At 69.2% G+C, this 25,736-nt stretch carries 23 protein-coding genes and 2 pseudogenes; 11 read left to right on the plus strand and 14 right to left on the minus strand.

The window, feature by feature from the left end:
- Positions 1–18 precede the first annotated feature (18 nt).
- A pseudogene (locus BO226_RS13405) lies at positions 19–1,050 on the minus strand (aldo/keto reductase).
- A gap of 116 nt (positions 1,051–1,166) precedes the next feature.
- A complete protein-coding gene (locus BO226_RS13410; RefSeq protein WP_071935448.1) occupies positions 1,167–1,850 on the minus strand; it encodes an excalibur calcium-binding domain-containing protein in 684 nt (227 codons plus the stop codon).
- A gap of 148 nt (positions 1,851–1,998) precedes the next feature.
- Here BO226_RS13410 and BO226_RS13415 point away from each other — a divergent pair, with 148 nt between their 5' ends.
- A complete protein-coding gene (locus BO226_RS13415; protein ID WP_071935449.1) occupies positions 1,999–2,463 on the plus strand; it encodes a tRNA (cytidine(34)-2'-O)-methyltransferase in 465 nt (154 codons plus the stop codon).
- On the opposite strand, the gene BO226_RS13420 is transcribed toward BO226_RS13415, so the two are convergent.
- Genes BO226_RS13420 through BO226_RS13430 form a run of 3 tightly spaced genes read right to left on the minus strand, consistent with a single transcriptional unit; the run spans position 2,460 to position 6,878 of the window.
- On the minus strand, positions 2,460–2,768 hold the full coding sequence (locus BO226_RS13420; protein ID WP_016692855.1) for a rhodanese-like domain-containing protein: 309 nt from the start codon (positions 2,766–2,768) through the stop codon (positions 2,460–2,462). The genes BO226_RS13415 and BO226_RS13420 overlap by 4 nt on opposite strands.
- Positions 2,761–3,615, minus strand: a complete 855-nt coding sequence (locus BO226_RS13425) for a DUF4349 domain-containing protein (protein WP_006550104.1) — start codon at positions 3,613–3,615, stop codon at positions 2,761–2,763. Before BO226_RS13425 ends, BO226_RS13420 begins: the two co-directional genes overlap by 8 nt.
- A gap of 11 nt (positions 3,616–3,626) precedes the next feature.
- Positions 3,627–6,878 carry an error-prone DNA polymerase gene (locus BO226_RS13430; RefSeq protein WP_071935450.1) on the minus strand — a complete coding sequence of 1,084 codons (3,252 nt, stop codon included), beginning with the start codon at positions 6,876–6,878 and terminating at the stop codon, positions 3,627–3,629.
- A gap of 186 nt (positions 6,879–7,064) precedes the next feature.
- Here BO226_RS13430 and BO226_RS13435 point away from each other — a divergent pair, with 186 nt between their 5' ends.
- Positions 7,065–7,523, plus strand: coding sequence for an ATPase (locus BO226_RS13435; RefSeq protein ID WP_024101572.1), 459 nt, complete (start codon positions 7,065–7,067; stop codon positions 7,521–7,523).
- Positions 7,510–7,842 carry an ArsR/SmtB family transcription factor gene (locus BO226_RS13440; protein ID WP_024101573.1) on the plus strand — a complete coding sequence of 111 codons (333 nt, stop codon included), beginning with the start codon at positions 7,510–7,512 and terminating at the stop codon, positions 7,840–7,842. Before BO226_RS13435 ends, BO226_RS13440 begins: the two co-directional genes overlap by 14 nt.
- Here the strand turns inward: BO226_RS13440 and BO226_RS13445 are convergent.
- On the minus strand, positions 7,836–8,741 hold the full coding sequence (locus BO226_RS13445) for a D-isomer specific 2-hydroxyacid dehydrogenase family protein (protein WP_071935451.1): 906 nt from the start codon (positions 8,739–8,741) through the stop codon (positions 7,836–7,838). The genes BO226_RS13440 and BO226_RS13445 overlap by 7 nt on opposite strands.
- 112 nt (positions 8,742–8,853) lie before the next feature.
- On the opposite strand from BO226_RS13445, the gene BO226_RS13450 reads away from it, so the two are divergent.
- From BO226_RS13450 to BO226_RS13460, 4 genes and pseudogenes are all read left to right on the plus strand, one after another.
- On the plus strand, positions 8,854–9,261 hold the full coding sequence (locus BO226_RS13450; protein ID WP_071936445.1) for a YciI family protein: 408 nt from the start codon (positions 8,854–8,856) through the stop codon (positions 9,259–9,261).
- Between the two features lie 51 nt (positions 9,262–9,312).
- Positions 9,313–9,429, plus strand: a pseudogene (locus BO226_RS28705) (RNA polymerase subunit sigma-24); the annotation flags it as partial.
- A gap of 74 nt (positions 9,430–9,503) precedes the next feature.
- Positions 9,504–11,033 carry a multicopper oxidase family protein gene (locus BO226_RS13455; protein WP_071935452.1) on the plus strand — a complete coding sequence of 510 codons (1,530 nt, stop codon included), beginning with the start codon at positions 9,504–9,506 and terminating at the stop codon, positions 11,031–11,033.
- Between the two features lie 285 nt (positions 11,034–11,318).
- On the plus strand, positions 11,319–13,442 hold the full coding sequence (locus BO226_RS13460; protein ID WP_071935453.1) for an MMPL family transporter: 2,124 nt from the start codon (positions 11,319–11,321) through the stop codon (positions 13,440–13,442).
- Between the two features lie 127 nt (positions 13,443–13,569).
- On the opposite strand, the gene BO226_RS13465 is transcribed toward BO226_RS13460, so the two are convergent.
- The gene (locus BO226_RS13465; RefSeq protein ID WP_071935454.1) at positions 13,570–14,448 is read right to left on the minus strand and encodes a sucrase ferredoxin; all 879 of its coding nucleotides are present in this window, start codon (positions 14,446–14,448) and stop codon (positions 13,570–13,572) included.
- 55 nt (positions 14,449–14,503) lie between these two features.
- Positions 14,504–15,028 (minus strand): hypothetical protein, encoded by a 525-nt coding sequence (locus tag BO226_RS13470; RefSeq protein ID WP_024101580.1) that lies wholly within the window; start codon positions 15,026–15,028, stop codon positions 14,504–14,506.
- Between the two features lie 50 nt (positions 15,029–15,078).
- On the opposite strand from BO226_RS13470, the gene BO226_RS13475 reads away from it, so the two are divergent.
- Entirely contained in the window at positions 15,079–16,185 is a 1,107-nt protein-coding gene (locus BO226_RS13475) for an alcohol dehydrogenase catalytic domain-containing protein (RefSeq protein ID WP_019288569.1), read from the plus strand.
- A 76-nt stretch (positions 16,186–16,261) separates the two neighbouring features.
- Here BO226_RS13475 and BO226_RS13480 read toward each other — a convergent pair whose 3' ends face one another.
- Genes BO226_RS13480 through BO226_RS13495 form a run of 4 tightly spaced genes read right to left on the minus strand, consistent with a single transcriptional unit; the run spans position 16,262 to position 20,330 of the window.
- Positions 16,262–17,176: an exodeoxyribonuclease III gene (locus BO226_RS13480; protein ID WP_006550090.1), complete on the minus strand. Its 915-nt coding sequence runs from the start codon at positions 17,174–17,176 to the stop codon at positions 16,262–16,264.
- A gap of 11 nt (positions 17,177–17,187) precedes the next feature.
- Positions 17,188–17,976, minus strand: a complete 789-nt coding sequence (locus BO226_RS13485; RefSeq protein ID WP_006550089.1) for an alpha/beta fold hydrolase — start codon at positions 17,974–17,976, stop codon at positions 17,188–17,190.
- A 15-nt stretch (positions 17,977–17,991) separates the two neighbouring features.
- Positions 17,992–19,572: a DNA polymerase Y family protein gene (locus BO226_RS13490; protein WP_024101581.1), complete on the minus strand. Its 1,581-nt coding sequence runs from the start codon at positions 19,570–19,572 to the stop codon at positions 17,992–17,994.
- Entirely contained in the window at positions 19,569–20,330 is a 762-nt protein-coding gene (locus BO226_RS13495) for a hypothetical protein (RefSeq protein ID WP_006550087.1), read from the minus strand. Before BO226_RS13495 ends, BO226_RS13490 begins: the two co-directional genes overlap by 4 nt.
- Before the next feature lie 274 nt (positions 20,331–20,604).
- On the opposite strand from BO226_RS13495, the gene BO226_RS13500 reads away from it, so the two are divergent.
- Positions 20,605–21,753 (plus strand): serine/threonine-protein kinase, encoded by a 1,149-nt coding sequence (locus BO226_RS13500; protein ID WP_024101583.1) that lies wholly within the window; start codon positions 20,605–20,607, stop codon positions 21,751–21,753.
- Positions 21,754–21,847: 94 nt separating this feature from the next.
- On the opposite strand, the gene BO226_RS13505 is transcribed toward BO226_RS13500, so the two are convergent.
- Entirely contained in the window at positions 21,848–22,534 is a 687-nt protein-coding gene (locus tag BO226_RS13505) for a response regulator (protein WP_071935455.1), read from the minus strand.
- On the minus strand, positions 22,531–23,853 hold the full coding sequence (locus BO226_RS13510; protein ID WP_231414021.1) for an ATP-binding protein: 1,323 nt from the start codon (positions 23,851–23,853) through the stop codon (positions 22,531–22,533). The genes BO226_RS13505 and BO226_RS13510 overlap by 4 nt, the downstream gene beginning before the upstream one ends.
- A 97-nt stretch (positions 23,854–23,950) precedes the next feature.
- Between BO226_RS13510 and BO226_RS13515 the strand changes: the two genes are divergently transcribed.
- Positions 23,951–25,459, plus strand: a complete 1,509-nt coding sequence (locus BO226_RS13515; RefSeq protein ID WP_071935456.1) for a PspC domain-containing protein — start codon at positions 23,951–23,953, stop codon at positions 25,457–25,459.
- Positions 25,452–25,685 carry a hypothetical protein gene (locus BO226_RS13520; RefSeq protein WP_006550082.1) on the plus strand — a complete coding sequence of 78 codons (234 nt, stop codon included), beginning with the start codon at positions 25,452–25,454 and terminating at the stop codon, positions 25,683–25,685. Before BO226_RS13515 ends, BO226_RS13520 begins: the two co-directional genes overlap by 8 nt.
- The last annotated feature ends 51 nt before the right edge of the window (positions 25,686–25,736 follow it).

Raw genomic sequence — 25,736 nt, forward strand, 5'->3', positions numbered from 1 at the left:
AGCCGGATGGCGGTCATGTCAGAGACCGAGGCCGGTGCCGTGGACACCGTACTCGTCGATGACCGCGAGCTCGTCGTCGGTGAGCGGCGGGAAGCTCAGTGTCTCGACGTTGTGGTCGAGCTGCCAGGTCGAGCTCGCGCCGACGAGCGCCGAGGTCGCGGCGGGCTGCCGGAGCACCCACTGCAGTGCCCGCTGGGCCAGCGACTGCCCACGCGACCGGGCGAGCTTGTCGAGTTCGGTGACGCGCTGCCGGTAGGTCTCGTCGATCACGTCCGGGGAGAGGAACGCACTGTTTACCGCTCGCGCACCGTCCGGGATGGTCTCGAGATACTTGTCCGTCAGAAGTCCCTGTGCGAGCGGCGAATACACGACGAGTCCGAAGCCGTCCTGCTCGGCCGCGTCGAGCAGACCGTTCTGCTCGATGCTGCGGTCGAAGATCGAGTAGCGCGGCTGGTGGACGAGCCGTGGGGCGCCGGCTTCCCGCAGAAGTGTCGCGGCTTCGTGCGCACGATCGGGTTGGTAGTTCGAGATGCCGACGTAGAGCGCCTTCCCCTACTCGACGGCGGAGACGAGTGCCCCGACGGTCTCCTCGAGCGGGGCCGTCAGGTCGGGACTGTGGCTGTAGAAGATGTCGACGTAGTCGGTGCCGAGGTCACGCAGGCTGTGCTCGAGCGAGCCCAGCAGCGACTTGCGCGACCCGCCCTTCTGGTAGGGACCGGGACCGATCGGGTTGCCGGCCTTCGTCGACAGGATGATTTCGTCCCGGTAGGGCGCGAGGTCCCTGCCGAGGATGCGGCCGAAGTTCTTCTGCGCGGCGCGGTGCGGCGGACCGTACCGGTCGGCGTTGTCGAAGTGGGTGATTCCGAGGTCGAAGGCGTGGAGGATGATCTCCCGCTGCGTCTCGAACGGGTAGTCGGTGCCGAATTTCTGCCACAGGCCGAACGAGAAGGCCGACAGGTCGAGCCCGGACCGCCCCGAGCGCCGGTAGGGAATCGTCTCGTAACGATTCTCGGCTGCGGTGTATGGGGTTTCGACGGTGCCGTGCGACATCGGGCGGGGTTCGCCTTTCGGTTCCAGCGGAATTCGGGTCCACGACACTCGATCACGGGCACTTCCGGACTGTCACCGGTTCCGCTCAGACTGCGCACAAAACACCCAAGCGCGCACTACTTGTCGCAGGCGATGCCGTCCTTGTCCCTGTCGAGATGTGTGCCGTATCCGGGTTCTCCCTTCAGGATCGGGGCGACACCTGCTGCTCTCGCTTCGGCGCAGTTTTCGTACGACGCCGACGGTTGCTGAACCGGCGGCGGCGTGTACGCAGGAGCGGGCGGGGGCGTGTACTCCATCACCGGCGGCGACGTGTACTCCGTCGTCGCCGGCGGGGTGTGGGCGGGAGCGGGCGGCGGGGTGTACTCCGTCGTCGTTTCCACGACGGTCGTTCCGACCTGGGGAACCAACGGCACCACAGCAGGCGAGTCGGAGGTCGTGGTGGGCGCCGGTGTCGTCGTCCGGGGCGTGGTCGTGGCGGGCTTCGCCGTCGTCGTGGTCGGAGCCACCGAACTGCTCGTCGTGGACACCACCGAGGAGGTTTCCGTCTTCGTTTCCTCGTCACCGACAGCGGCGCCGAGCGCCACGAGTCCGACGAGGCCGGCGCCGAGCGCCCACGGCCACTTGCGCCGCTTCGACCCACCTGCTGCAGGGGGATTGCCGCCCTGGCCGACAGCCCCGAACACCTGAGTGGGGTCGCCGCTGCCCCTGGGTCTGGTCTGGTTCGTCCACTGCTGACCGTCCCAGTAGCGATCGATGGACGGGTCGTAGGGGTCGGGATGCCAACCGGCAGGAGGATTCATGCTCGATCCGTTCTGAGGAATACGTTCCGCAGAACGTCGCCGGTACCGATCGGTGTGTTACACCGCCGATTCGGAAAACTCACCGAGGCAGGTGGGTGGGCGGGGCGTGCGAGCCGGGCCACACAGTGCCGACTTGTTAACCTGCATCGTGTTCAGAGTGATGTTCCACGAGCCGCGCATTCCCCCCAACACCGGCAATGCCATACGCATGGTCGCCGCGACCGGCGCGGAACTGCACCTGGTGGAACCCCTCGGTTTCGACCTGTCCGAGCCGAAGCTGCGCCGCGCAGGCCTGGACTACCACGATCTCGCGTCGGTCACCGTGCACAGCAGCCTCGAGGCGGCGTGGGCGGCGCTGGTCCCCGAGCGGGTGTTCGCGTTCACCGCGCACGGCACGTCGAGTTATGCGGAGATCGAGTACCGGGCCGGCGACGTGCTGCTGTTCGGACCCGAACCGACAGGGCTGTCGCCAGAGGTGCTCGCCGACCCGCACATCACCGAGCAGATCCGTATCCCCATGCTGCCCGGGCGGCGTTCGCTGAATCTGTCGAACGCCGCAGCCGTCGCCTGCTACGAGGCGTGGCGACAGCACGGTTTCCCCGGAGGGGTTTAGGCGCCGCTCTCCACCGGACGACCCGAGCGGGCCCATCCGTCGGTGCCACCCGCGACGGACACGGCGTCGACACCGCGACCGGCGAGATACTGCGCGGCCTGCAGGCTGCGGCCACCCACGGCGCAGACGACGTAGACGGTGCCCTCGGTGGGGATCTCGTCGATCCGCGCGACGAACTCGCTGAGCGGGATGTTCGTGACGCCGGGTACGCGCACCTGGGCGTATTCGTCGCGTTCACGCACGTCGATGACGGTCGCCCCGTCGGTGAGCGCGGATTCGAGTGCGGCCAGGTCGACCTCACGCATCGCTGTCGGTCCTCTCGGTATCGGGCGTCCCGGTGGTTCCGGACGAACGTCCCCGTCGGGTGATGAGCCGGATGACCAGGTAGAGGACACCTGCACACACGAACAGGAACGCCACCCACGGTAGCGCGGCGCCGATACCGACCACCGCTGCCCCCAGCGCGGCCCACAGGCTGTTCCATCCTGCGACCAGCCCGTCCCAGAAACTGTCCTGTTCGGAGGGAAGGCGGTCGGTGGTGATGTCGACGGTGAGCGTGGACAGTTCGATCCGGTCGCCCAGCTGCCGTCGCTGCGCCTCGAGGCTGTCGAGTTCGGCCTGTCGTTCGGCCAGCGCGGTCTCTGCAGCGATCAGCGCCTCGACGTCGGCCGACGACTCGAGCAGTGCCCGCAGGCGGTCCACCGAGGCCCGCAACGCACCCACCCGGGCTTCGAGGTCGGTGTACTGCATCGTCACGTCGTCGCGGGTGGTGCTCAGGCTGGTGACACGGCCGAGTGTGCGGATCTCGTCGACGACCTCGTCGAGCCGGTCGGCGGGCACCCGCACCGTGAGCACGCTGCTCGCCTCGGGTTGTTCGGTGAGCGAGTCGACGCGTCCACCGGCTTCCTCGACGACCGTCACGACCCGGCGGCCCGTCGCCACGGGATCGCCGGCATCCATCTCGAGGTAGCCGGTGACGACCTCCTTGCGGTCGGCCTCTTCGGGTTGCGACTCGCGGAGACCGCCGTCGACGATCGCCGGTGCCGAGATCGCAGGCGCGGACGCCGAGGAGCCCTCGCCTCCACCACCCTCGTCGCAGCCGGTGACGACCAGAGCGAACAGAGCCAACGAGACCGGCCACAGGCGTTTCACACTCGGCGATGTTAGCGAAAGTCGCGTGATCTGCTCGGCATTCGCAGATCCATGGCTTCGAGATGGTCGGCGAGGAGCGTGACCACGCCCTCGGCGTTCTGGAGCCGGCCGCGGACGAGCAGGGCGGGAGCCGTGTGGGCCACGGTCCGGTAGCGCGCCCACAGACCGACCGAGCACACCACGTTCACCATTCCGGTCTCGTCCTCGAGGTTGAGGAAGGTGACACCGGCGGCTGTTGCAGGTCGCTGCCGGTGGGTCACGGCCCCGCCGACGAGGATGCGCGTCCCGTCGGGGACCTGCCACAACTCCGCGGCCGGGATCACCCCGAGTTCGTCGAGCCGCTCGCGCAGAAACTGCGTCGGATAGCTGTCGGGCGAGATTCCCGTGGCCCAGACGTCGGCGGCGGCGAGTTCGAGAGCGCTCATCCCCGGCAGGGCCGGAGTCGGCACCGTCCCGATCCCGGGGAGCCGCCCGGGGCGTTGTGCCGCGGCCGGGGCCGCACCCCAGAGGGCTTCGCGGCGGGTGACGCCGAACGAGGAGAAAGCTCCTGCGGTGGCCAGCGCCTCGACCTGCGTGGTGGTGAGACCGACGCGGGCGGCGAGGTCGGCGGGCGAGGTGTACGGGCCGTGGGCACTGCGTTCGGTCACGATGCGTTCGGCGAGGTCGTCGCCGATGTGCCGCACCGTGGCCAGGCCGAGCCGGACCTCCTTCCCTTCGTTCTCGAGGGTGGCGTGCGCGAGACTCGCCGCGATGTCGGGGCCGTGGACGACCACACCATGACGGCGGGCATCGGCGACCAGCGATTGCGGCGAGTAGAAACCCATCGGCTGAGCACGCAGCAGGCCCGCACAGAACGCTGCGGGATGGTGCAGTTTGAACCATGCCGAATAGAACACCAGCGAGGCGAAGCTCTGCGAATGACTCTCGGGAAAACCGAAATTCGCGAAGGCGTAGAGCTTCTCGTAGATGCGATCGGCGACGTCCCCCGTGATGCCGTGCAGGTCCCGCATGCCCTGATAGAGGCGTCCGCGCAGACGTTCCATCTTCTCCGTCGAGCGTTTCGATCCCATGGCGCGACGTAATCGATCGGCCTCCGCCGCGGTGAATCCCGCGGCGTCGACGGCCATCTGCATGAGTTGCTCCTGGAAGAGCGGAACGCCGAGGGTGCGTTCGAGGGCCTTCTCGAGGCAGGGATGGTCGTAGGTGACGGGTTCGAGACCGTTGCGCCGCCGGATGTAGGGGTGCACCGAACCGCCCTGGATGGGGCCGGGCCGGATGATGGCCACCTCGATGACCAGATCGTAGAAGCATCGCGGCTTCAACCGCGGCAGAGTGGCCATCTGGGCCCGCGACTCCACCTGGAAGACCCCCACCGAGTCGGCGCGGCACAACATCTCGTAGACCCCCGGCTCGGAGAGATCGAGGTGTGCGAGGTCGACTCGGACGCCTTCGTGTTCGTCGACGAGGTCGATCATGTAGTGCAACGCGGAGAGCATGCCGAGGCCGAGCAGATCGAACTTCACGAGACCCGCTGCAGCACAGTCGTCCTTGTCCCACTGCAGGACGGTGCGCCCTTCCATCCGCGCCCATTCGACGGGGCACACGTCGGCGACGGCCCGGTCGCAGATCACCATTCCGCCCGAGTGGATGCCGAGATGCCGTGGGAGACCTTCGATCTGTTCGGCGAGATCGAGAACCATCTCCGGGATCCGTTCGTCGGTCTCGACCCGCACCCCACCCCACCGGCCGATGAGCTTGCTCCACGCGTCCTGCTGTCCCTGCGAGTATCCGAGGGCACGGGCCATGTCGCGGACGGCGGAGCGACCGCGGTAGGTGATGACGTTCGCGACCTGCGCGGCATTGATCCGCCCGTACTTGCGGTAGACGTACTGGATCGCCTCCTCGCGCCGGTCGGATTCGATGTCGAGGTCGATGTCGGGTGGGCCGTCGCGTTCGGGCGACAGGAAGCGTTCGAACAGCAGCTTGTTGCCGACGGGATCGACGTTGGTGATGCCGATCGCGTAGCAGACCGCCGAGTTGGCGGCTGATCCTCTTCCCTGGCACAGGATGTCGTTTCGCTTGCAGAAGTCGACGATGTCGTGGACGACGAGGAAGTATCCCGGAAATCCCAGCCGGCCGACGACATCGAGTTCGTGTTCGATCTGCCGATAGGCGTCGGGGCGGCGCTCGACCGGACCGTAGCGGCGATGCGCCCCGTCGTAGGTGAGTTCGCGCAGCCAGGTGAACTCGGTGTGCCCGTCGGGAACATCGAAGGGCGGCAGTTTCGGGGCGACGAGACGCAGGTCGAAGGCGCATTCACGGCCGAGTTCGGCGGCACGGTGCACGACACCCGGAAAGGCCTCGAACAGCCACGCCATCTCCTCCCCCGACCGCAGGTGTCCGCCTCCGGTCGGCGGGATCCGGCCGACGGCGTCGTCGAGGCTCTGCCGGTCGGAGATCGCCGCCACGGCCATTGCCAGGCGTCGCCGACGGGGGTGCGCGAAGTGCGCTGCCGTGCTCGCGATGCACGGAATTCCGTGTCGCCCGGCAAGTTCGAAGAGGGCTGCGTTGCGTTCGTGGTCGTCGGGATATCCGTGACGGGTGAGTTCGACGGTCACGCGGTCGGCACCGAACCGGTCGACGAGATCGAGCAATGCCGCTTCGGCGGCGGGGATCCCGCCCGTGACGAACGCTTGTCGCAGGTGCCCCCGGCGACAACCGGTGAGGATCTGCCAGTGCCCACAGGCGGCGTCGGTGAGCGCGTCGTAGTCGTACGTCGGGTTGCTCTTCTCCCCTCCTGCGAGGTGGGCGTCGGCGATCTGCCGCGACAGGCGTCGATAGCCCTCCTGACCGCGGGCGAGGACGAGCAGGTGCGCATCGTCGAGGCCCAGCTCGGCTCCGAAGACGGTGCGGATGTCGAGTTCGCGTGCGGCTTCGGCGAATCGCACCGCTCCGTACAGTCCGTCGTGGTCGGTCACCGCGAGGGCCTCGAGTCCGAGTCGTGCCGCCTCCTCGGCGAGTTCCTCCGGCGTGGAGGCACCGTCGAGGAAGCTGAACGCGGAGTGGGTGTGCAGTTCGGCGTAGGGCACGACCGGCCCCTCGGGACGTCGGACCCGCGCCTCGTACTCGGCGCGGGTGCGCGACCACGCCGGGCTGTCGCTCCCGTCGCCGGGATGTTCGGTATCGCGACGGGAAGTGCCGGGTCGTCCCGAGAGCACGCGCTCCATCTCCGACCAGGTCGGCGGACCGTTTCCCCATCCCACTCCGGCACCTCCTCGACCGGTTCAGTATCGCACATGTGTTCGAGTTCGATGCTCGAACGCGTGCAGGTCTCGTCGATGCATCCAGGCATGTCGACGAGACCTGCACAATCGACTGCAATCAGGGGGTTGCACCATGGGCGATAGGGGTGCAACCCTGGAGTTGCATTCCCATCGGAGGAGACAGTCATGACCGACGAACTCGACCGCATCGAACGCGACATCACCATCGACGCGCCCGTGGACCGGGTATGGACACTCGTGGCCGAACCCGGCTGGTACATCAACGACAACGAGTGGACCGAGCACCGCCTCGAACACGACGGAGATCTCACCACCGTGCACGATCCGGTCCACGGCGCCTTCGTCTTCCGCACCGTGACCCTCGACGAACCGCACTACGCGGCCTTCCGCTGGCTCGCCGACCACACCGATCCCGACAGTCCGTCGACCCTCGTCGAGTTCCGGCTCACCGCGCTCGACACCGGCACAACCGAATTACGAGTCACGGAAACCGGATTCGACTCCCTGCCCGGCGACGCGAGCGAACGCCGCACCCGCTTCGAGGAGAACTCCCGCGGCTGGACGGCCGAACTGGAAATCGCCAAGCACCATCTCGAGAAGGACGAAAGCGTTGCCCGACGCTGAGTTCTCCGCCGATCTGCATCCCGTTTTCGCGGCCCTGGCCGACGACACCCGATGGCGCATCCTGCAGCGACTGGGCCGGTCTCCGGCGTCGGCGTCCGGACTCGCGGCCGAGTTCACGGTCTCCCGTCAGGCCATCGCCAAGCATCTGGCGGTGCTCGAGCGGTGCGGTCTCGTGACCTCCGAGCGCGCCGGACGGGAGATCCGCTTCTCCGCCGTCGGATCGCGGCTGAGCGCGGTCGGGCGTGCGATCGACGCCGTGGGGACAGGCTGGGACCGTCGCCTGTCCGCGATCAAGAAGGCGGCCGAACGGCCTCAGTAACCCGCGTTCGGATCGACCCGGGCGATCAACTCCTCGCCCGCGACGAACCGGCGCACGTTCTCCTCGAGGGTCGGCGCGAACGTCTGCGTCAGCCGGCTGCGTGTATTGGCGATGTGCGGTGTGATCACGGCGTTGTCGAGATCCCACAGCGGATGACCCTCGGGCAACGGTTCGGGATCGGTCACGTCGAGAACCGCCCCGGCGATCGCACCGTCCCCGAGCGCCTTCACCAGCGCGTCGGTGTCGACGAGGTTGCCCCGCGCGACGTTCACGAGCCACGCCGACCCGGGCATCGCCGCGAGCGCGGCAGCGTCGACGAGATGATCGGTCTCGGCGGTCGCGGGTGCGGCGACGACGAAGTGATCGGCCATCGACCACACCTCCGACGTGCGGTCGGCCGGCAGCGTGACCTTCGCACCGTCGACGGGACGGCCCGAACGATTGACCGCGACGACGTCCGCGCCGAGGGCGTGCAGGCGCGGGATCATCGCCCGGCCGATACCGCCGCATCCGACGATGGCCACGGTCGAGCCGTGGAGGGTCCGCACCCGCGGGTCGAGAACGTCCTTGGTCCACCGCTTCGCGACGACCGAGGCGTGGAACTGCCGCAACCCCACGAGCAGTGCTCCCACCGCGTACTCGGCCACGTTGTCGGCGTATACACCGGACGCATTCGCCCACAGCCGGCGGTCGTCGATCACGCCCGCCCGGAAGAACGGTTCGATACCCGCGTAGGTGAGCTGCACCCAACGCACCCGATCGGGCAGATCCGGGAACTCCTCGGCGCTGCCGTCCCACACCAGGGCATCGGCCTCGTCCAGTTCGGAGAGGGTTCCACCGCCGGAGACGATCGCGGTGGCGAGGTGTTCGTCGTGGCCGGGTCCGAGATGAATACGCATGCCGCGACCCTAACCTCGAATCCCTCGCGGAGGGATGTCGAGAATCGTGAAGCGGTTCCATCTCCTCCACGAACGCGGCCACAATGGGCCGTACCGCACGGAGGAGAACATCATGGCCGAGTACCTGCTGCTCGAGCATTCCCGCGGCGCCCCGGCAGCGGTGAACGACGTACCCAGGGATCAGTGGGAGCCGGACGAGGTGTCGGCCCACATCCGGTACATGCAGGATTTCGCCGCCCGGCTCGAGAGCACCGGCGAGTTCGTCGACGCGCAGGCGCTCTCCCCGGAGGGCACCTTCGTCCGCTACGACGGCGAGGGACGTCCCCCGGTCACCGACTGGCCGTTCCCGGAGACGAAGGATCTCATCGCCGGGTGGATGGTGATCGACGTCGACAGCTACGACCGGGCACTGGAACTGGCCGGCGAACTGTCGGCCGCGCCGGGAGCCGGTGGGAAGCCGATCCACGAATGGCTGGAGGTGCGCCCGTTCATGTCCGAGCCGCCGACCGTCACGGAGTGACGCCGTGGACACCGTCACGGAGTGACGCCGTGGACACCGTCACGGAGTGACGCCGTGGACACCGTCACGGCGGCTCGGCTCTACGCGGAGGCCGCGCACCCGGCGACCAGCGTGCCCGAACGCGACCATCTCGTGCGGCAGGCAGCACGACTGCACAGTGTTTCCTGAGGTTCCGTCAGGGTTCTCCCCCATTACGAAATCCGGTGCCACGCCGGATGTGCCGAGGGTGTGGGAGAACGAGCATGGATGTCGTGAAAATCCTGGTGCGTCTGCTCGCCATACCCTTCGTGCTCTTCATCGCGTTCGTGGCGGTCATCGGTGGCCTGGCCGTCCACGCGTGGACCACGCGCGCACTCGACACCACCGGACGCGTCGACTTCGACACCGCCCTGCGCATCCCTCCCGTCGAGTCGGGCACCGTCGACGCCGACGGCACGCGCGTGTTCGACCTGACCATGCGGCGCGGCACGACCGACCTCGGGCACGGCCCCGGCACCCGGACGTGGGGAGTGAACGGCAGCTATCTCGGACCCACTCTCCGCGCCGTGCGCGGCGAGAACGTGCGCGTGAACGTCACGAACGAACTCGGCGAGACGAGCACGATGCACTGGCACGGCATGCACCTGCCCGCGGTGATGGACGGCGGACCGCACCAGCCGATCGAGCCGGGAACGACATGGTCGCCGTACTGGACCGTCGATCAGCCGGCCGCGACCCTCTGGTACCACCCGCACCTGCACGGTTCCACCGCCGCGCACGTGTACCGGGGCGTCGCGGGCATGTTCCTGATCGACGAGCCCGGCACGTCGCCGCTCCCCCACGACTACGGGGTCGACGACATCCCCCTCATCGTTCAGGACCGGAAGTTCGACGGCGACCAGCTCGACGACAGCAACGCGATCTTCGCCGACGTCGGCACGCTCGGCGACGAGATCCTCGTCAACGGCACACCGCGGCCGTTCCTGGACGTCGGCACCGAGACGGTCCGGCTCCGGGTGCTCAACGCGTCGAACGCGCGCGTCTACAACTTCTCGTTCGACACCGGGATGCCGTTCCTCGTCGTCGGCAGCGACGGTGGTCTGCTCGAGGAGCCGCGGGCCGTCCGCAGTCTCCAGCTGTCGCCCGGTGAGCGTGCCGAGATCATCGTCCGGCCGGAAGCAGGTTCGAGGCACGTGCTGCGCAGCACCCCGCCCGAGCTGAAGGCCGGCTTCTGGCAGGACCGCTTCTCCGGTGGCGACGACCGCATGGACGTCCTCGAGCTGCGGGCGGCACCCGTCCTCGGGTCGTCGGCCGCGATCCCGGAGAGGCTGACCACCCTTCCGGAGCTCGGGGAACCGAGCAGCACCCGCCGCATCGACCTGACCTCGTCGACGACCATCAACGATCGCGAGATGGACATGGGCCGGATCGACGAGGTGGTCGTCGCCGGCACCACCGAACTGTGGGAGGTGCGCAACGTCAGCGGCACGATCCACAACTTCCACATCCACGACGTGCAGTTCGAGATCCTCGGCATGACCGGGGTGAGTCCCGACCACCCGTCCCTGGCCGGTCGCAAGGACACCGTCTTCGTCCCGCCGGCGGCGACCGTGCGGCTGCTCGTTCCGTTCGGTAGCCACACCGATCCGGCGATGCCGTACATGTACCACTGTCACCTGCTCGAACACGAGGACAGCGGCATGATGGGACAGTTCGTGGTGGTCGGCGCCGACGAGGTGCACGACGTGACGCAGGCGGCCGGCACCGCCCACCATGCCCACGACGGCGGGTGAACCCGGTCACGTCCGGCAGGGCCGGGAATGGATCCTTGCCCACCCCTGTTGAGGAGTGTGGATCGGCGCGTCGCGTACGCCCCGGAGCCAATGAGAAACCGCCTTCGTGGAATACCGTCCGGCTGGAGCCACGTTGCGCAACGTGCCGTGAGGCATCCGGCGCGTCGGTCCACCTTCTTCCTCCCCTGATCTCGCGGCCGTTCCGGCCGAGCAGGGTGAAGCCCTCCCACTCCACGCCAGTACAGTTGCCGATCGTCAGAATCGTCAGCGGAACCGGGAGTGGGCATGAGTCGCTGGGCCGAGATCGTCGTCACCAGGAGCCGATGGGTACTGGCGATCGTGCTGCTCGTCGTGCTCTTCGCCGGCGCCTGGGGCGTCGGGATCTTCGGCAAGCTGACCGGCACGGGCTACTACGACCCGAACAGCGAGGCCGTCGAGGTCGAGCAGATCATCTACGAGAACTTCGGGTCGCAGGCCGCGGACATCATCGCGCTCTACACCGCACCCGAGGGACGCACGGTCGACGACATCCGTCCCGACATCGAAAGAACCCTCGCCGAGTTCCAGGACGCCGTCCCCGCCGAGTCGATCCAGACCTACTGGACCGCTCCGCCGCCGATGAACCAGCTGCTGCTGTCGACCGACCAACGCAGCGTGGCTGCCTCGATCACGCTCGGCGCGAACTCCGGGCTCACGGCCGCGAGCTTCCCCGAAGCCCTCGACCTGCTCGAGGTGCCCGGCGTGGAATCGCAGTTCGCCGGCAACACCGTGGTCGCGATCGAGTTCACCGACACCCTGGAGAGCGATCTCGTCCGGTCCGAGCTCATCGCGGTGCCCATCACGCTGGTGCTGCTGGTGTTCATCTTCGGCGGGGTGATCGCCGCCGCGGTCCCGGTCTTCGTGGGTGTACTCGCGATCTTCTCGTCCCTCGCCACCCTGCGCCTGCTGTCGAATTTCACCGAGGTGTCGTCGTACGCGCTGAACATCACGTCGCTGATCGGTCTGGGCCTGGCGATCGACTACGGCCTGTTCATCGTCAGCCGCTACCGCGAGGAACTCGCGGGCGGTTCGGACGTCACCTCGGCGGTCAAGCGGACGATGTCCACCGCCGGTCACACCGTGATGTTCTCCGCTGCCCTGCTGATCTGCGCGTTCGCAGGCATGCTCGTCTTCCCGCAGACGGTGCTGCGGTCGCTCGGCCTCGGTGCCATGGCCGCCGTCCTCGGTGCCGCCGTCCTGTCGCTGACCGCGGTTCCCGCCCTGCTGACGATGCTCGGCCACCGCATCAACGCGTGGACCTGGGACCGTGAGACCTCCACCCGCGCCGAAGCGCGGGCACGTCGTTTCTGGGGTGGGGTCGTCCGCAAGGTCGTGCGCCGTCCCGCCCTGATCGCGGTGGTGATCACCGGCGGTCTCCTCGTACTCGCGTCGCCCGTGTTCGAAGCACGGTTCGGGGAGATCGAATACACCGCCCTGCCCGAGGACAGCCAGGCCCGCGCGGCCACCCAGACCTTGCTCGACGAGTTCCCGAGCACCGGCAACGGCGCCACGCTCGTCCTGCGTGGTGAGAACGGACAGGCCCCGGACAGCACTGCCGTGCGCACGGTGTCCACCGAGGTCGCCAAGGTCGACGGCATCTCGCAGACCGTCATCGTCGGGCAGGAGTCCGACGTGGTGGTCCTGCAAGGCCTCTACGCTCAGGGCGTGGACGGCACCGCACGGGCGAGCGAGATCACCGGCGAACTGCGCGCCCTGGACGTGCCGGACGGCACCGACCTGCTCGTCGGCGGCGGCCGGGCTCTCGTCGACGACGCCAACCAGGCCGTCTCGGATTCGCTCCCCTGGATGATCACGATCATGGTGCTCTCGACCCTGGTGCTGCTGTTCCTGGCATTCGGGTCGGTGGCACTGCCGATCAAGGCGGTGCTCATGGCGGCACTGAGTCTCGCCGCGACCTTCGGCGTGCTGACCTGGGTGTTCCAGCTGGGCCACGGTGCTTCGTGGCTGCACGTCGTTCCCGCGGCGATGGAGCCGACCTTCGTCGTCCTCATCCTCGCCGTGGTGTTCGGCCTGTCGACCGACTACGAGGTGTTCCTCATGTCGCGCATGATGGAGGCCCGCGCGGCCGGAGCGACGACGGTAGAAGCCGTCGAGTACGGCATCGCCCGCACCGGACGTGTCGTCACCGCCGCTGCACTGCTGCTGATCGTGGTCACCGGGGCCTTCACCATCTCCGGCCTGTCGATCATGCGGTTCCTCGGCGTCGGCATGATCGTCGCGCTGATCATCGACGCGACGATCGTGCGCATGCTGCTCGTGCCGTCACTGGTCAAGCTCATGGGCGAGGCCAACTGGTGGGCACCGGCGTGGATGAAGCGCGTGCACGCGAAGGTCGGACTGGGTCACTAGACCGCAGAGCGGCGGGATCACTAGACCGCAGAGCGGCGGGGTCACTGAACCGCAGAGCGGCGGGGTCACTGAACCGCAGAGCGGCGGGATCACTGAACCGCAGAGCGGCCGGGTGGTCGGGGTGTCGCTACAGCGGCGTGATCGTCGTCGCGACGACGGGACGCGCCGGCTTGGCCGCGGCACCGCAGCTCGCCGGACGGGCCGGTAGTTCCGAGGTCTCCACCCCGACCTGCCATGCCCGGCCGTCGCGATGACGCACGATCGGCTCGTCCCCGCCCTCGACCGTCACGCCGTCGATCGCGAACTCGTCGATCGCCTCGCGCACCGCGATCTCGGCGGCCTGCCCGGCCGCACCCCAGGTGCTGCGACCCCGCAGGCCACCCGCGTGGACATACCCGTTCCGGGCGTCGCGGACGGCGGCGAGACTGTCGTCCTCGTCGAGCCGCCCGTAGGTGTAACCGGTGGGCAGCATGATCATCGACGGCGCGAAACGGTGTCCGCCGGTGTGCGAGCACTCCCACACGTCCTGCCCGAACTCGGCGGTCAGAGCGGCCGCGATCGGGCGCCCCAGCACAGCGCAGCACCGGTCCCGCTTTCCGTGAGCGCACACCAGGACGATCGGGTCCTGCACGGCCGTGCCGAGACCGGGGGCCGGACCTGCGACCACACGGGGGACGATGTCGAGCAGCTCCGCCGGCTCGGTGATCTCGAGCCGCTCGCACCAGGTGTTCTCCGGTTCGGTGCGGACCAGCAGGACGGTCCGGGTCTCCCGCACCACGTCGCGGCCGGGTCTCCGGATGAACAGGATCCGCACGTCCGCGGCCTTCGCCCGGGCGGACAATTCGTCCGACAACTCGGCGCCGAGGGCGGTGCCGTCGAGCACGTCGCGGCCCCAGCCCGTCGGCACCTCGAGGCACACGTAGCCGGGCGCGGTGGCCGCCGTACCGGGCAGCGGCTCGTCGAGCGCGGACAGTGCGGAACAGGTGGGGGCGGAGATGGTGGTCACGCGGACATTGTGGCCCGGACACCCTCGTGACGGCCCGGCACCCCGCGGTGACCGGTCAGCCGCGGCGAAGAAGCCGCTGTGCCGCACCGCCCCACATCCGCAGGAATCCCTGCGACAGGTACGCGAAACTGCCCAGCGCCAGCACCCACTTGGTGACGCTGACGGTCGAGGCAGCCCGGACCGTCCGATCGTCGATCCGGGTGCGGTGATCCAGCAGGTACAGGCCGACGGCGTTCTCGACGTAGTCCCCCGCCGCGGCGACGACGGGCGCCGCCATCAGGATCCGACGCGTGCTCGGCGACAGCGGGCGGTGTTCGTCGAGCGATCGTGCACCGGCCCGCAATGCGATCGCGAAGGTCGCCGGATGGACCATGTCCCAGTAGTAGTGCTGCCGGTAGCGCTCGATCTCCTCAGGACCGAGATTGTCGAGGATCTTTCGGTACTTCGCGGCCGAGAAGGTGGTCTGGAGGGTGCCCACCGTCGGGGCCGTGGAGCCGAGAACCCGACCGATGTTCGCCTGGGACACGAGGAAGACTGCGGTAGCACCGATGAGGAAGCGGTCGGCCCGGGTGAGTGTCATGCTCGTGATGCTAGAGGCAGAGAATCCGCGACTCTACGGAAGGGAGACTCGTGCAGATCACCGGAGCAGTCCTGGAGGAGATCGGACGTCGACGGAGGTACGAGGAGTCCACCCCGCTCAGCGTGGACCTTCTCGAACTCGACCCACCGGGCCCGGGTGAGGCGCTGGTCGAGATCGAATGCGCCGGTGTGTGCCACTCCGATCTGTCCGTCGTCGACGGCAACCGGCCTCGTCCGGTTCCCATGCTGCTCGGGCACGAAGCGGCCGGACGCATCGTCGAACTCGGTGACGACACCACCGGATTCTCCGTCGGCGAGCGGGTCGTCATGACCTTCATGCCCCGCTGCGGTGAGTGCGAGGGCTGCGCGAGCAACGGCATCCGCCCCTGCATCCCGGGATCGGCCGCGAACGCGGCGGGAACCCTGCTGTCGGGCGCCCGGCGGCTGCACCGCGACGGGAACGACGTCCACCACCATCTGGGAGCATCGGCCTTCGCGACCCACGCCGTCGTCGACACGCGGTCGCTCGTCGGTGTCGGCGACGACGTCCCCGCCGAGGTCGCCGCGCTGATGGGTTGCGCCGTGCTGACCGGTGGCGGTGCGGTCGTCAATACTGCTCGTCCTCAGGCCGGGGACACGCTGGTCGTCGTCGGTCTCGGCGGAGTGGGGATGGCCGCGCTGCTCGTGGCGCTGGCCCACGACGACGTCACCGTGATCGCCGTCGACACCTCCCCGGACAAGCGCGATACGGCCCGGTCGCTGGGAGCCGAACGCGTCCTCTCACCGGACGAGGCCGTCGAACAGGGCGTGAAGGCGCGGCTGGTCATCGAGGCCGCAGGGAGCGTGCCCGCGCTCGCCACGGCGGTCGCGCTCACCGGACCGGGAGGCACTACGATCACTGTCGGCCTGCCCGCCCCCGACGCCCGGCTCGAGATCTCGCCCACCGCTCTCGTCGGCGAGGGCCGCTCACTGGTGGGCAGCTACCTCGGATCCGCCGTCCCGGCCCGCGACATCCCCCGCTTCGTGGACATGTGGCGCGAGGGGCGACTGCCGGTCGAGCGACTCGTCACCGACCGTCTGCCGCTGGGTCGGATCAACGAGGCGATGGACGCCCTGGCCGACGGAACCGCCCTCCGTCAGATCCTCACCATGGACTGACCACGAGCCCTACATATCAAGCTCAGATGCCGTAGTCCACGACAGTCACTCAGATGTCGTAGTCCACGACAGTCACTCAGATGTCGTAGTCCACGACGACCGGCGCGTGATCGCTGATCCTCCGGTCCGGCGCCGGATCGCGGTCGGTCCCTGCGGAGATCGCGGTCCGGGCCAGTCGCGGCGTGGCGAGGTGGTAGTCGATCCGCCACCCGGAATCGGAGGCGAACGACTCCCCCAGCCACGACCACCACGAGTAGGGACCGTCGACCTCGGGATGATGCCGGCGGACGACGTCGACGAGCGTGCGCGGCGACAACAGTGAATCGAACCAGGCGCGTTCCTCGGGCAGGAAGCCCTCGGCCTGCCCGCGACGCCGCCAGTTGCGCACGTCGTAGCGCGTGTGGGCGACGTTGAAATCACCCATGATCAGGAACTCCCGCCCCTGGGCGCGCGCCGCGAGTCGGCTACGGGTCAGCTGCCGGGCGAAGGCCGACAGGAACCGCATCTTGCGTTGGTAGCGCATCCCACCGTCCGGTTCGTCGCGCATGCGCCCGGGCTTCTGGAGGTGCGCCGGGAGCCCACCCTTCGGCAGGTACAGCGACGCCACGGTGATCGGTGCGTCGGCGAGATCCACCTCGACGTACCGCCCCTCGTGGGCGAATTCGGACAGTCCGCGTGCCAGCGCTCCCCGATCGAACTCGATCCGGTCGACGTGTTCCTCACCGGGAAGTCGCAGCAGTGCGGTGCCGCTCCAGGTGCGCACGGCGGCAGGTTCGTGCAGGGTCAGGATTCCGACGCCGTTGCGGCCGGGAAGGGTGCCCTCGTCGTAGGCGAGGTGGTACTTGCCGAAGACTCCCTGCGGGATCGCAGCCGCCGGAGCGCGTACCTCCTGCAGGGCCACCACGTCGGGGTTGCGCTCACGCAACCAGTCCTCGAATCCGCGGCGCTGTGCGGCGCGGATTCCGTTGATGTTGAAGGTCGCGATGCGCACGATCGTCCAGTCTAGGCAACCGTTCGATCCGTGAGGAACGGGACGACGGCCGCTGCGAAATCGCGGGCACGGTCGCGGTGGATGCTGTGCCCGCAGCCGATCTCCCGCACTGAGGCCGAAGGCAGCGCGTCGACTGCCGCCGTCAGCAGGCGCGGGTCGACCATGCTGCCGCGGCGCGCTCCGCGCAACAGCAGGGTCGGAGCGTCGAGGGACGGAAGATGCTTCCACCACACCGGATTCGGCGTGTGGAACTGGGCGACGACCGACGGCGTCATCGAGCGGTCGAAGGCGGTGACCGCGCGCGGGTTGAGCGCCATGCTGGTCGCGGCGTGCCATAACTCCGCGGGAGTCGGGCGGTGGGCCGGCACCTCCGGAACCGGATCCCCCTCCCGCAACGGCAGAGGTGTCTCCTCGAGGACAAGTCGCCGGACGAGGCCGGGATTCTGTTGCGCGACCAGCGATCCCACATGACCGCCGAGCGAGTGCCCGACGAGATCGACGGCCTCGACACCGAGGTGGGCGCACAGGCCGGCGACGTCGGCGGCGAACTCGTCGAAACGGTACGAGGGGGCCCGGCCGCTGCGTCCGTGCCCGCGCAGGTCGACGGTGATCACCCGTCGGCCCGCCTTCACCAGGTTTCCGGCGAACCGGGTCCATGTGCGCCCGTCACCCCCCATCCCGTGCACCAGCAGTACGGGCACGGAACGGGCGGCGGACCCCGCGGATTCGCGGGACGCAGCGTATTCGCGATACGCCAGGGCGACCCCGTTCGGCGCGACGGTGAGGACCGGAGATCTCATGATGCTCGAGCCTACTCAGTCGTAGACGCCCTCCACCCGCCAGCCGTCGGCGCCGAAGAACACCAGCAGGGCCCGTGATTCCTCGAGCAGCACCTGCAGACGGGCGGCGCACCGGGCGGCGGCCGGATCCCACCAGTACTCGTCCACCGGCCACGGACCGGCCCATCCGATCACCGTCCAGCTGCGACTTCCCCATCGCAGCCGAGCAGGTGACCCGCTGAGCAGTCCGCGCTCGGTCACCGAGACCGGATTCCCCACGTCGTCGTCCAGCCGGATCGAGGGAGGTGTGTGCAACACCAGCGCGGGAGCCGGGGGCGGGAGCCGGCCCGGCCACGGTGCGTCCGGGTCGGAGTGCGGTATCGCCTCGTCGCCGACGGGCACGAGGACGATCCGTTCGGTGGGTCCCCGGCCGCCGCCGAGCACTCCGATCCGGACGGCGTCCCCACCGAGCAGGCCCTGCACTCGGACGAGCGCCCGACGTGCGCGTTCGTCCTCGTCGCCGACACCGCCCCAGAGCCCGAGCTGCAGCGCACCGGCGGCCACGACCTCGACCGGTTCGAGACGTAGCAGCACGATTCCCGCCGTGGGCCGGTTCGTGTTGCGGCCGGTGAGCCATCCGTCGAGCTGCCATCGCACACGATCGGCCGTACCCTCGGGGGTGAGCGGTTCGGCGCAGCGCCAGGTGCGCGCGAGTTCTTCCCCTGCCCCGGTGCGTGCCGTCACGAGCAGTCGCGTGCATGCGACTCCCGCTGCCGCGAGTCTGGTGTGGAGCAGTTCGGCCAGTGCGCGACCGGCGAAGGCCGCGGCGTCGACCCGCTCCACCGGCGGGTCGCAGGGCTGCTCGACCGTCAGGTCCGGAGGGATCGGCCGCCCCGACGGGGGACGTTCCGGCAGGCCCCGTGCGCTCCGGTGCGCAGCGACGACGTCCGCGTCGAAGCGTGACGCAACATCGATCGGGGACAACGCGGCGAACGCTCCGATGGTGCGGATACCGAGACGGCGCAACAGATCCACCGTGTCGGCCCGCCGAGGAGCCGCCAGCGCCGGTTCCACCGCGAGATACGAGACCGGCAGCGGCGCCAGGAACTCGGCGCCCCTCCCCGTCGGGACCAGCGCGTTCCGGCGCGCGGCGAGGACCGCTGTGGACAACTCGTCGGCGACACCGACCTGGCATTCCACGCCGTTCGCCGCGACCGCGTCGATCAGGGCCTCCGCGGCGGCCTCCTCCGAACCGAACCACCGGACTGCACCGCGCGCGGCGAGGACCACCAGACCCGGGCGCAGCACCTCCACGCCCGGGGCCACCGCATCGATTGCGGCCACCACCGCCTCGAACGTCCGCGCTTCCAGGTCGGGATCCGAGCGGGCCACATGCAGTTCCGGGCAGCGTGCCTGCGCCTCACGTCGTCTCAGGCCGCGCCGGACACCCGCGGCCCGCGCCGAGGCCGAGCAGGCGACGACACGATTCGCCGAGACCACCGCCACCGGGACGGTCGCGGGCAACTCCGCGGCGGTGGCGGCGGCGACGGCGGGCCAGTCTGGGCACCAGAGGGCCACGACCCGCGCGGGCGCCCGTCGAGAGGACGAGTCGTTCACCGGACCGCTTTACGGAAATGCCCGTCCTCCAGCCGATTTCGCTCCTCACTCGCCCATTCGACGGCACTGCGGCCGGCGCACACCTCCACGCGGGTGGCGCGCGGAGGAAACGCACGCCCGTGCGCCCGGACCGACAAGCGGGTCGCGCACAGCCGGTCCCGGCCGGGACCGTCCACACCCCGATAACCGTCGACCCGCGCCTCCAGTCGCACGTGTGCACCCTCCCAGCGACCGTCCGTGACCACGAGGACGGACTGCTTGCTCCGCGCCCGGGCGGCGACCGCACGAGCGCGGGACGGCGGCACCGATGCCCCACCGAGCCCCAACACCACCAGGTCGATCCCGTCGAGCAGCACCGCGGCGATCTCCACGGGATCCGGTCCGGGATCGGGGATCACAGCCAACCGGTGCAGACGGGCTCCCATCTCCGCGGCGGCGAGCAGACCCAGCCGGCGCTGACCGATCACGGCGGCGTATCCGCCCGAGGCAGTCACGGACGCGAGCATCCCGAGGAGAAGGGAGGTGGCCCCCGAGACCGAGACGACGCTGCCACGCACCAATCCGCCCTGGGGCAACAGTTCCGCGAGCGGAGCCGGGACGGGCAGGATGCGGTCGGAGGGGGCCTCGACCCGGCCTCGCGCGACGGACTGGACCTCGCCCCGTGCCGGCACTGCCGCGATCCGACGTCGCAACGCTTCGATCCGCTCCGCGCGACCCGCTTCCTCGTCGTCCACCGGAAATTCGGCCACCTCGCCCACTGTCACCCCTGTCATCCGCCTGCCGCCTGACACACACGACCGGCCGACCACGGGGAAGTCGTGGCCCGGCTCGCACTCTATTCGAACATACTTTCGATCTCCATCAAGTAGAACCGACCCGAATCCTTCCCGTCAAGCCGGGAGCACCGCCCCCGACGGTGACTACAGTGCAGCTCACACGTTTTTCGGCCGGGGCGAACACCTCCGATCGACTACTCTCGATCGAGTGGCGGAGCAGGCATGGGCAGGACGGGCCGTAGGACCGGATCACTTGGTGGCCGGTCGATATCGGCTCGACTCCAAGCTCGGCGGTGGCGGCATGGGTGCCGTCTGGCTCGCCCGCGACAACCGTCTGGGCCGCGACGTCGCCGTCAAGCAGGTGATCTCCACCGCAGACCTCGATCCCGACGAGGCCGAGGATCTTCGCCGCCGCGCGCTCCGGGAGGGCCGGGCCGCCGCCCAACTCGCCCACGAGCACGCCATCTCGATGTACGACATGGCTCTGCACTACGGCGAACCGTGGCTCGTCATGGAGCACTTGCCGTCCCGCAGCCTGGCGCAGGTGATGAACGTCGTCGACACTCTCCCGCCGTACGTGGTGGCGCAGATCGGCGCGAACGTCGCCGACGCCCTCACCGCCGCGCACGCCGCCGGGATCGTCCACCGCGACGTCAAGCCCGGCAACATCCTCATCGCCGAACGCGGCCGCGACGCCGGCATCGTGAAGATCAGCGACTTCGGCATCGCTCGCGCGAAGGGCGACAACGACCCCGACGGCGTGATCATCGGCACCCCCGCCTATTTCGCACCCGAGGTCGCGCGCGGCAACGATCCCACCGAGGCCAGCGACGTCTTCTCGCTCGGCGCCACCCTCTACACCGCGGTGGAGGGGCAACCGCCCTTCGGCTTCGAGACCGACTCGATCGCGTTGCTGCACCGGGTCGCGCGGGCGGAGATCATCATGCCCACGCACACCGGTCCGCTCACCGAGCCCCTGCTCGAGATGCTCCAGCCCGATCCGGCGCGACGCCCGACGATGGCGCAGGCGCGCGATCTCCTCGCCCGCGTGGTCCTCGGACCGAGCGGATCGGCGGCGGCCCTGCGCGGCCGTCCCATCCAGAACGAGGACGGCACGATCCCGTCGTGGGCACAGCGTTCCGCGCACTTCACCGAACCCGCACGCCCCCGTGGTTCCTTCGTCGACCGCCCCCTCGGTGCCGCGACGCAGGCCACCGGTGGTCCGAAGAAGTCGGCGAAGGGTTTCGCCCCGGCGGATCTGCTCGACCGCCTGCTCCCGAAGGGCCCCGTGCCCGACAACCCGCAGGACCGCATCGTCGCCTATGCACCCCTGGCGATGGCGGCGATGATCGCGGTGATCCTGGTGGCGTTGCTCGTCGCCGTCATCATCGCGCTGGTCGTCTGATCCGCGCCGGCTGCGCAGTCCTCGTCGATGATTTCGCTCGCGAGCGACGAGAACTGCACGCCGCCGGCATCGGCACGACGAGCACCGGTCACGCTCAGTCGATGCGGCGGCGGTGTGCCCAACGGGTCAGCGCGTTGCGGTTCGACTGCTGCGTCTTGCGCAACACGTTCGACGCGTGCGTCTCGACGGTCTTCACCGAGATCACGAGTTCCTCGGCGATCTCACGGTAGGTGTAGCCGCGAGCGAGCAGGCGCAGCACCTCGAGTTCCCGCGGCGTCAGCGAGTCGAGCTCGGGATCGAGGGGCGGTTCCGGCGCGGCCGACCGGCCGGTGAACGAGTCGAGCACGAAACCGGCCAGACGCGGACTGAACACGGCGTCTCCCCCTGCGACCCGCCGGACGGCGTCGGCCAGATCCGGACCGGAAATCGTCTTCGTCACGTACCCGCGGGCGCCGGCGCGGATGACGGCAATGACGTCCTCGGCCGCGTCGGACACGCTGAGCGCCAGGCAGACCGGCCCGTCCGGGATCCGCTGGAGGACGGCGACGCCGCCGCCGTCGGGCATGTGGACGTCGAGGAGCACGACATCCGGCTTGGTCGCCTCGATCCCGGCGACGGCCTCGGCGACTCCCCCTGCCTCGCCGAGGATCTCCATGTCGGCCTCGCGCCCCAGTTCGGCGCGCACTCCGGAGCGGAAGACCGCATGGTCGTCCACCAGGAAGACACGATAGGGACGGTTGTTCTCGGTGGCATCGGACGATGTCGCCGGAATCGAAGTCACTGTGTCTGCTCCTCGGGGTGGGGGTCGTTCACCCCCCACTCTAAGGTCGACTCGGTGTCCTGTTCGCGTTCGGTCTCCGTCCGGCCGGCGCGCGGTGCATGGATGCGCACCTCGGTTCCTTTTCCGGGACTCGACTTCACGACCGTCCGGCCGCCGCGACGTTCGATGCGCGCCCGGATCGACTTGGCCAGACCCTGCCGATCGGCCGGCACCTCGTCGGGATCGAATCCGACGCCGCGATCGCGCACGAACACGCTCACCTGATGCGGTTCCACCTCCGCGAAGAGGTCGACGCTGTCCACCCCGGCGTGCTTGGCGGCGTTGACGAGAGCCTCGCGGGTCGCGCCGAGCACGGCGGTCGCGGCCTCGGGGGTCAGATCGCTGTCATCCGGCGCGACGTCACCGACGATGACGGGTTGAACGGACAGACCGTACTGGTCCTCCACCTCACCGGCGATGGTGCGCAGCGTCTCGGCGAGCGAGGTGCTCGGCGTCTCGTCCCCACCGAACAGCCAGCGGCGCAGTTCGCGTTCCTGGCTGCGCGCCAGTCGCACGACCTCTTGCTGGTCGCCGGCCTGCTTCTGGATGAGCGCGAGGGTCTGGAGTACCGAGTCGTGCAGGTGCGACGCGATCTCCTCGCGCTCCTCGTTGCGCACCCGGGCGGCACGCTCGGTCTCGAGGGCACGCCACATCCGGATCCACAGCGGCACCGACAGCAGGGCGGCACCGACCAGCGTGACCACCACGGCGACCAGCGACGAGCGCAGCGCCGCGACGTCGACCTGCGCGATGACCATCACTCCGAGTCCGGTGACGACGAGGGTCAGGCCGCCGAGTACGCGGGCCCATGTGAGGACCGTCGGATGTGCGGGCAGACCGAGTACCGATCGGGGGCCTTCGACGTCGAATTCACGCCATACGAGCGCCGCACCGACGACCACCACGACGATCGGCAGCACCACCCCGGCGGCACCACCACTGAACAGCCACGAAAGACCCACCGCCAGGCCGATACCCATGAAGGCGAGGCCGATGGCTCGGCGCCGTTCGGGGCCGGTGGGGCGATCGGTGTCGGAGCCCGGGGGCACGAACATCCACAGCAGGCCGTAGGCCGCGATCCCGAACCCGCCGAGGGCGGCGAGCACTGTGAACGCGACCCGCACCTTGGTGGCGTCGATGCCGAGATGGTCGGCGACACCGCCGGCCACACCGCCCACGATGCGACCGCCCACCCGTCGTTCGAGGCGGGGAACGGTCACGGGTAATCCAGGTACCGGTTGCACACCTCGATACTGGCACGGAGATCGCCGGCCCGGCATCGGGGACGAACCCTGATGTCCGGGTTCCGATCGGGCCCTCGGAAATCAGGGTTGGTCCCTGATGTGCCGCGCGCGGAAGCCCAGCAGGATGGGTGCCATGGACACGAGGAGCTTTCAGGACCAGGTGGCGGACATGTGGCGGACCCGCCCCGTGCGTCTGCCGAAGGAGGGGCACATCGCGGGTGTGTGCTCGGGTATCGGAGTGCGCTACGGCGTCGATCCCGTGCTGATCCGTGTCGTCTTCGTCGCGTCGGCGCTGTTCGGCGGTGGCGGTCTCGTCCTCTATCTGGCCGCCTGGCTGATGTTCCCCCGTCACGGCGACCAGGTCTCCTCGCTCGAATCGCTCGTCGGGCGGGGTGCGAGCTCGGACTCGACGACCAAGGTCGTCGTACTCCTCGTGGCCCTGGCGATCGCGGCGGGTGCCATCGGTCCGGTGGGTGCGGGTTCGGGCGGTTCCGGATTCATCGGAACGCTCCTGCTGCTCGGCGGTTGGTGGCTGCTCTATCAGCGGCGTCCCGAACCGCCGGTGCTGCCGGCGCCCGAGGGAACCTCCTTCCCCACCCAGGCGGCCTTTCCTCAGCCTCCGGTGACGAACGCGTACTGCTCCCCGTGGGGCGCACACACCGGTGCATGGCACATGCAGGCGGGTCCGGCGGCCACGACGACACCGGGCGGAGAGGCAGCCGGCACAAAGACAACCAGCACAGCGGCAACCCCGCCTGCGCAGACCACCGACGCGACGGAGGTCCTGAGCACCACCGACGCCTCGGACACCCCTGCTTCGGGCACCGATTCCACAGCGCCCACCGAGACGACTGAGAGGAAGACGTCCCCGATGCCCGACCTACGCAAGGACACCGACCGCAAGGACACCGAACGCAAGGACACCGACGTTCCGCTCCCGGATGTCGACGCGCTCTCCCCCCACCGTTCGGCACCGCCGGCATGGGATCCCCTCGGGGTCGCCCCGTTCGCATGGGATCTGCCCGAACCGGCACCGAAGCACGAACCTGCGATCGTCACGAATCGACGCTCGCGCCTGACCACGACGGTTCTCGGACTGGCCGTGATCGCCGCTGCGGTGACCGGCGCGCTCGGTGCCGCCGCCGACCTGGCCTGGGTGACCCCCGCCCGGGTGGGTGCCGCGGCCCTCGCGGTCGTCGGTCTGGGCCTGCTGATCGGCGCGTTCCTGCACCGCGGGCACGGACTGCTCGTCGTCACCGGCCCCCTCCTCGGATTCGTCGTCCTCGCCTCGATCGCCGGCCCGGTCGACACCTCCAACTGGGGCGACCGGACCTGGGCTCCGACCAGTACCGATCAGCTCGAGTCCGAATACAGCTTCCAGTTCGGGGCGATGACCCTCGATCTGCGGGGACTCGAACTCACCGAGGACCGCACGGTGCAGGTCGACGGCCGGTTCGGCAGCGTCGAGGTGCTGTTGCCGGAGAACCTGGACGTCCGCGCCGACTGCACGGTCGGTCCCGGTGAGATCAGGGGATGCCCCGCCCCCGGCATCGACGGTGGTGCCGACGGAGTCGACGACGGGCCGGTCCTGGACCTGAACGCGAACATGGAATTCGGATCTCTGGAGGTGCGTCGTGGCTGATCACGAAACCGGAACACACACCGAGGATCGGACCGAGCGCACCCGCAAGGGACCGTCGCTCCTGCTCCTGCTCGCCGCACTGGCAGCGCTGGTCGTGAGCGGATGGGCCATGATCGGGCCGTTCTCCGTCGAGTTCCTCGCCGCCGTCGACCTCGGATGGGTCCTGGTGGGCGCGGCCCTGCTGATCGGAGCGGTGCTGGTCTTCCTCCCCAACCGCCGGAGATAACCACCCCCACCTACGCGACGTCCCCCGGACCTGACCGGTCCGGGGGACGTC

It is taken from the genome of Rhodococcus sp. 2G, assembly GCF_001886355.1.
GTDB lineage: Bacteria > Actinomycetota > Actinomycetes > Mycobacteriales > Mycobacteriaceae > Rhodococcus > Rhodococcus pyridinivorans.

What these genes read in the sequence shown, in the direction of transcription:
- BO226_RS13445 (WP_071935451.1), bottom strand. Translation starts at nt 8,741, where the DNA reads ATGCGTATTCATCTCGGACCCGGCCACGACGAACACCTCGCCACCGCG.
- BO226_RS13485 (WP_006550089.1), bottom strand. Translation starts at nt 17,976, where the DNA reads ATGAGATCTCCGGTCCTCACCGTCGCGCCGAACGGGGTCGCCCTGGCG.
- BO226_RS13420 (WP_016692855.1), bottom strand. Translation starts at nt 2,768, where the DNA reads ATGCGTGAGGTCGACCTGGCCGCACTCGAATCCGCGCTCACCGACGGG.
- BO226_RS13460 (WP_071935453.1), top strand. Translation starts at nt 11,319, where the DNA reads ATGAGTCGCTGGGCCGAGATCGTCGTCACCAGGAGCCGATGGGTACTG.
- BO226_RS13450 (WP_071936445.1), top strand. Translation starts at nt 8,854, where the DNA reads ATGGCCGAGTACCTGCTGCTCGAGCATTCCCGCGGCGCCCCGGCAGCG.
- BO226_RS13410 (WP_071935448.1), bottom strand. Translation starts at nt 1,850, where the DNA reads ATGAATCCTCCTGCCGGTTGGCATCCCGACCCCTACGACCCGTCCATC.
- BO226_RS13515 (WP_071935456.1), top strand. Translation starts at nt 23,951, where the DNA reads ATGGACACGAGGAGCTTTCAGGACCAGGTGGCGGACATGTGGCGGACC.
- BO226_RS13435 (WP_024101572.1), top strand. Translation starts at nt 7,065, where the DNA reads ATGACCGACGAACTCGACCGCATCGAACGCGACATCACCATCGACGCG.
- BO226_RS13510 (WP_231414021.1), bottom strand. Translation starts at nt 23,853, where the DNA reads ATGCCGGGCCGGCGATCTCCGTGCCAGTATCGAGGTGTGCAACCGGTA.
- BO226_RS13470 (WP_024101580.1), bottom strand. Translation starts at nt 15,028, where the DNA reads ATGACACTCACCCGGGCCGACCGCTTCCTCATCGGTGCTACCGCAGTC.
- BO226_RS13455 (WP_071935452.1), top strand. Translation starts at nt 9,504, where the DNA reads ATGGATGTCGTGAAAATCCTGGTGCGTCTGCTCGCCATACCCTTCGTG.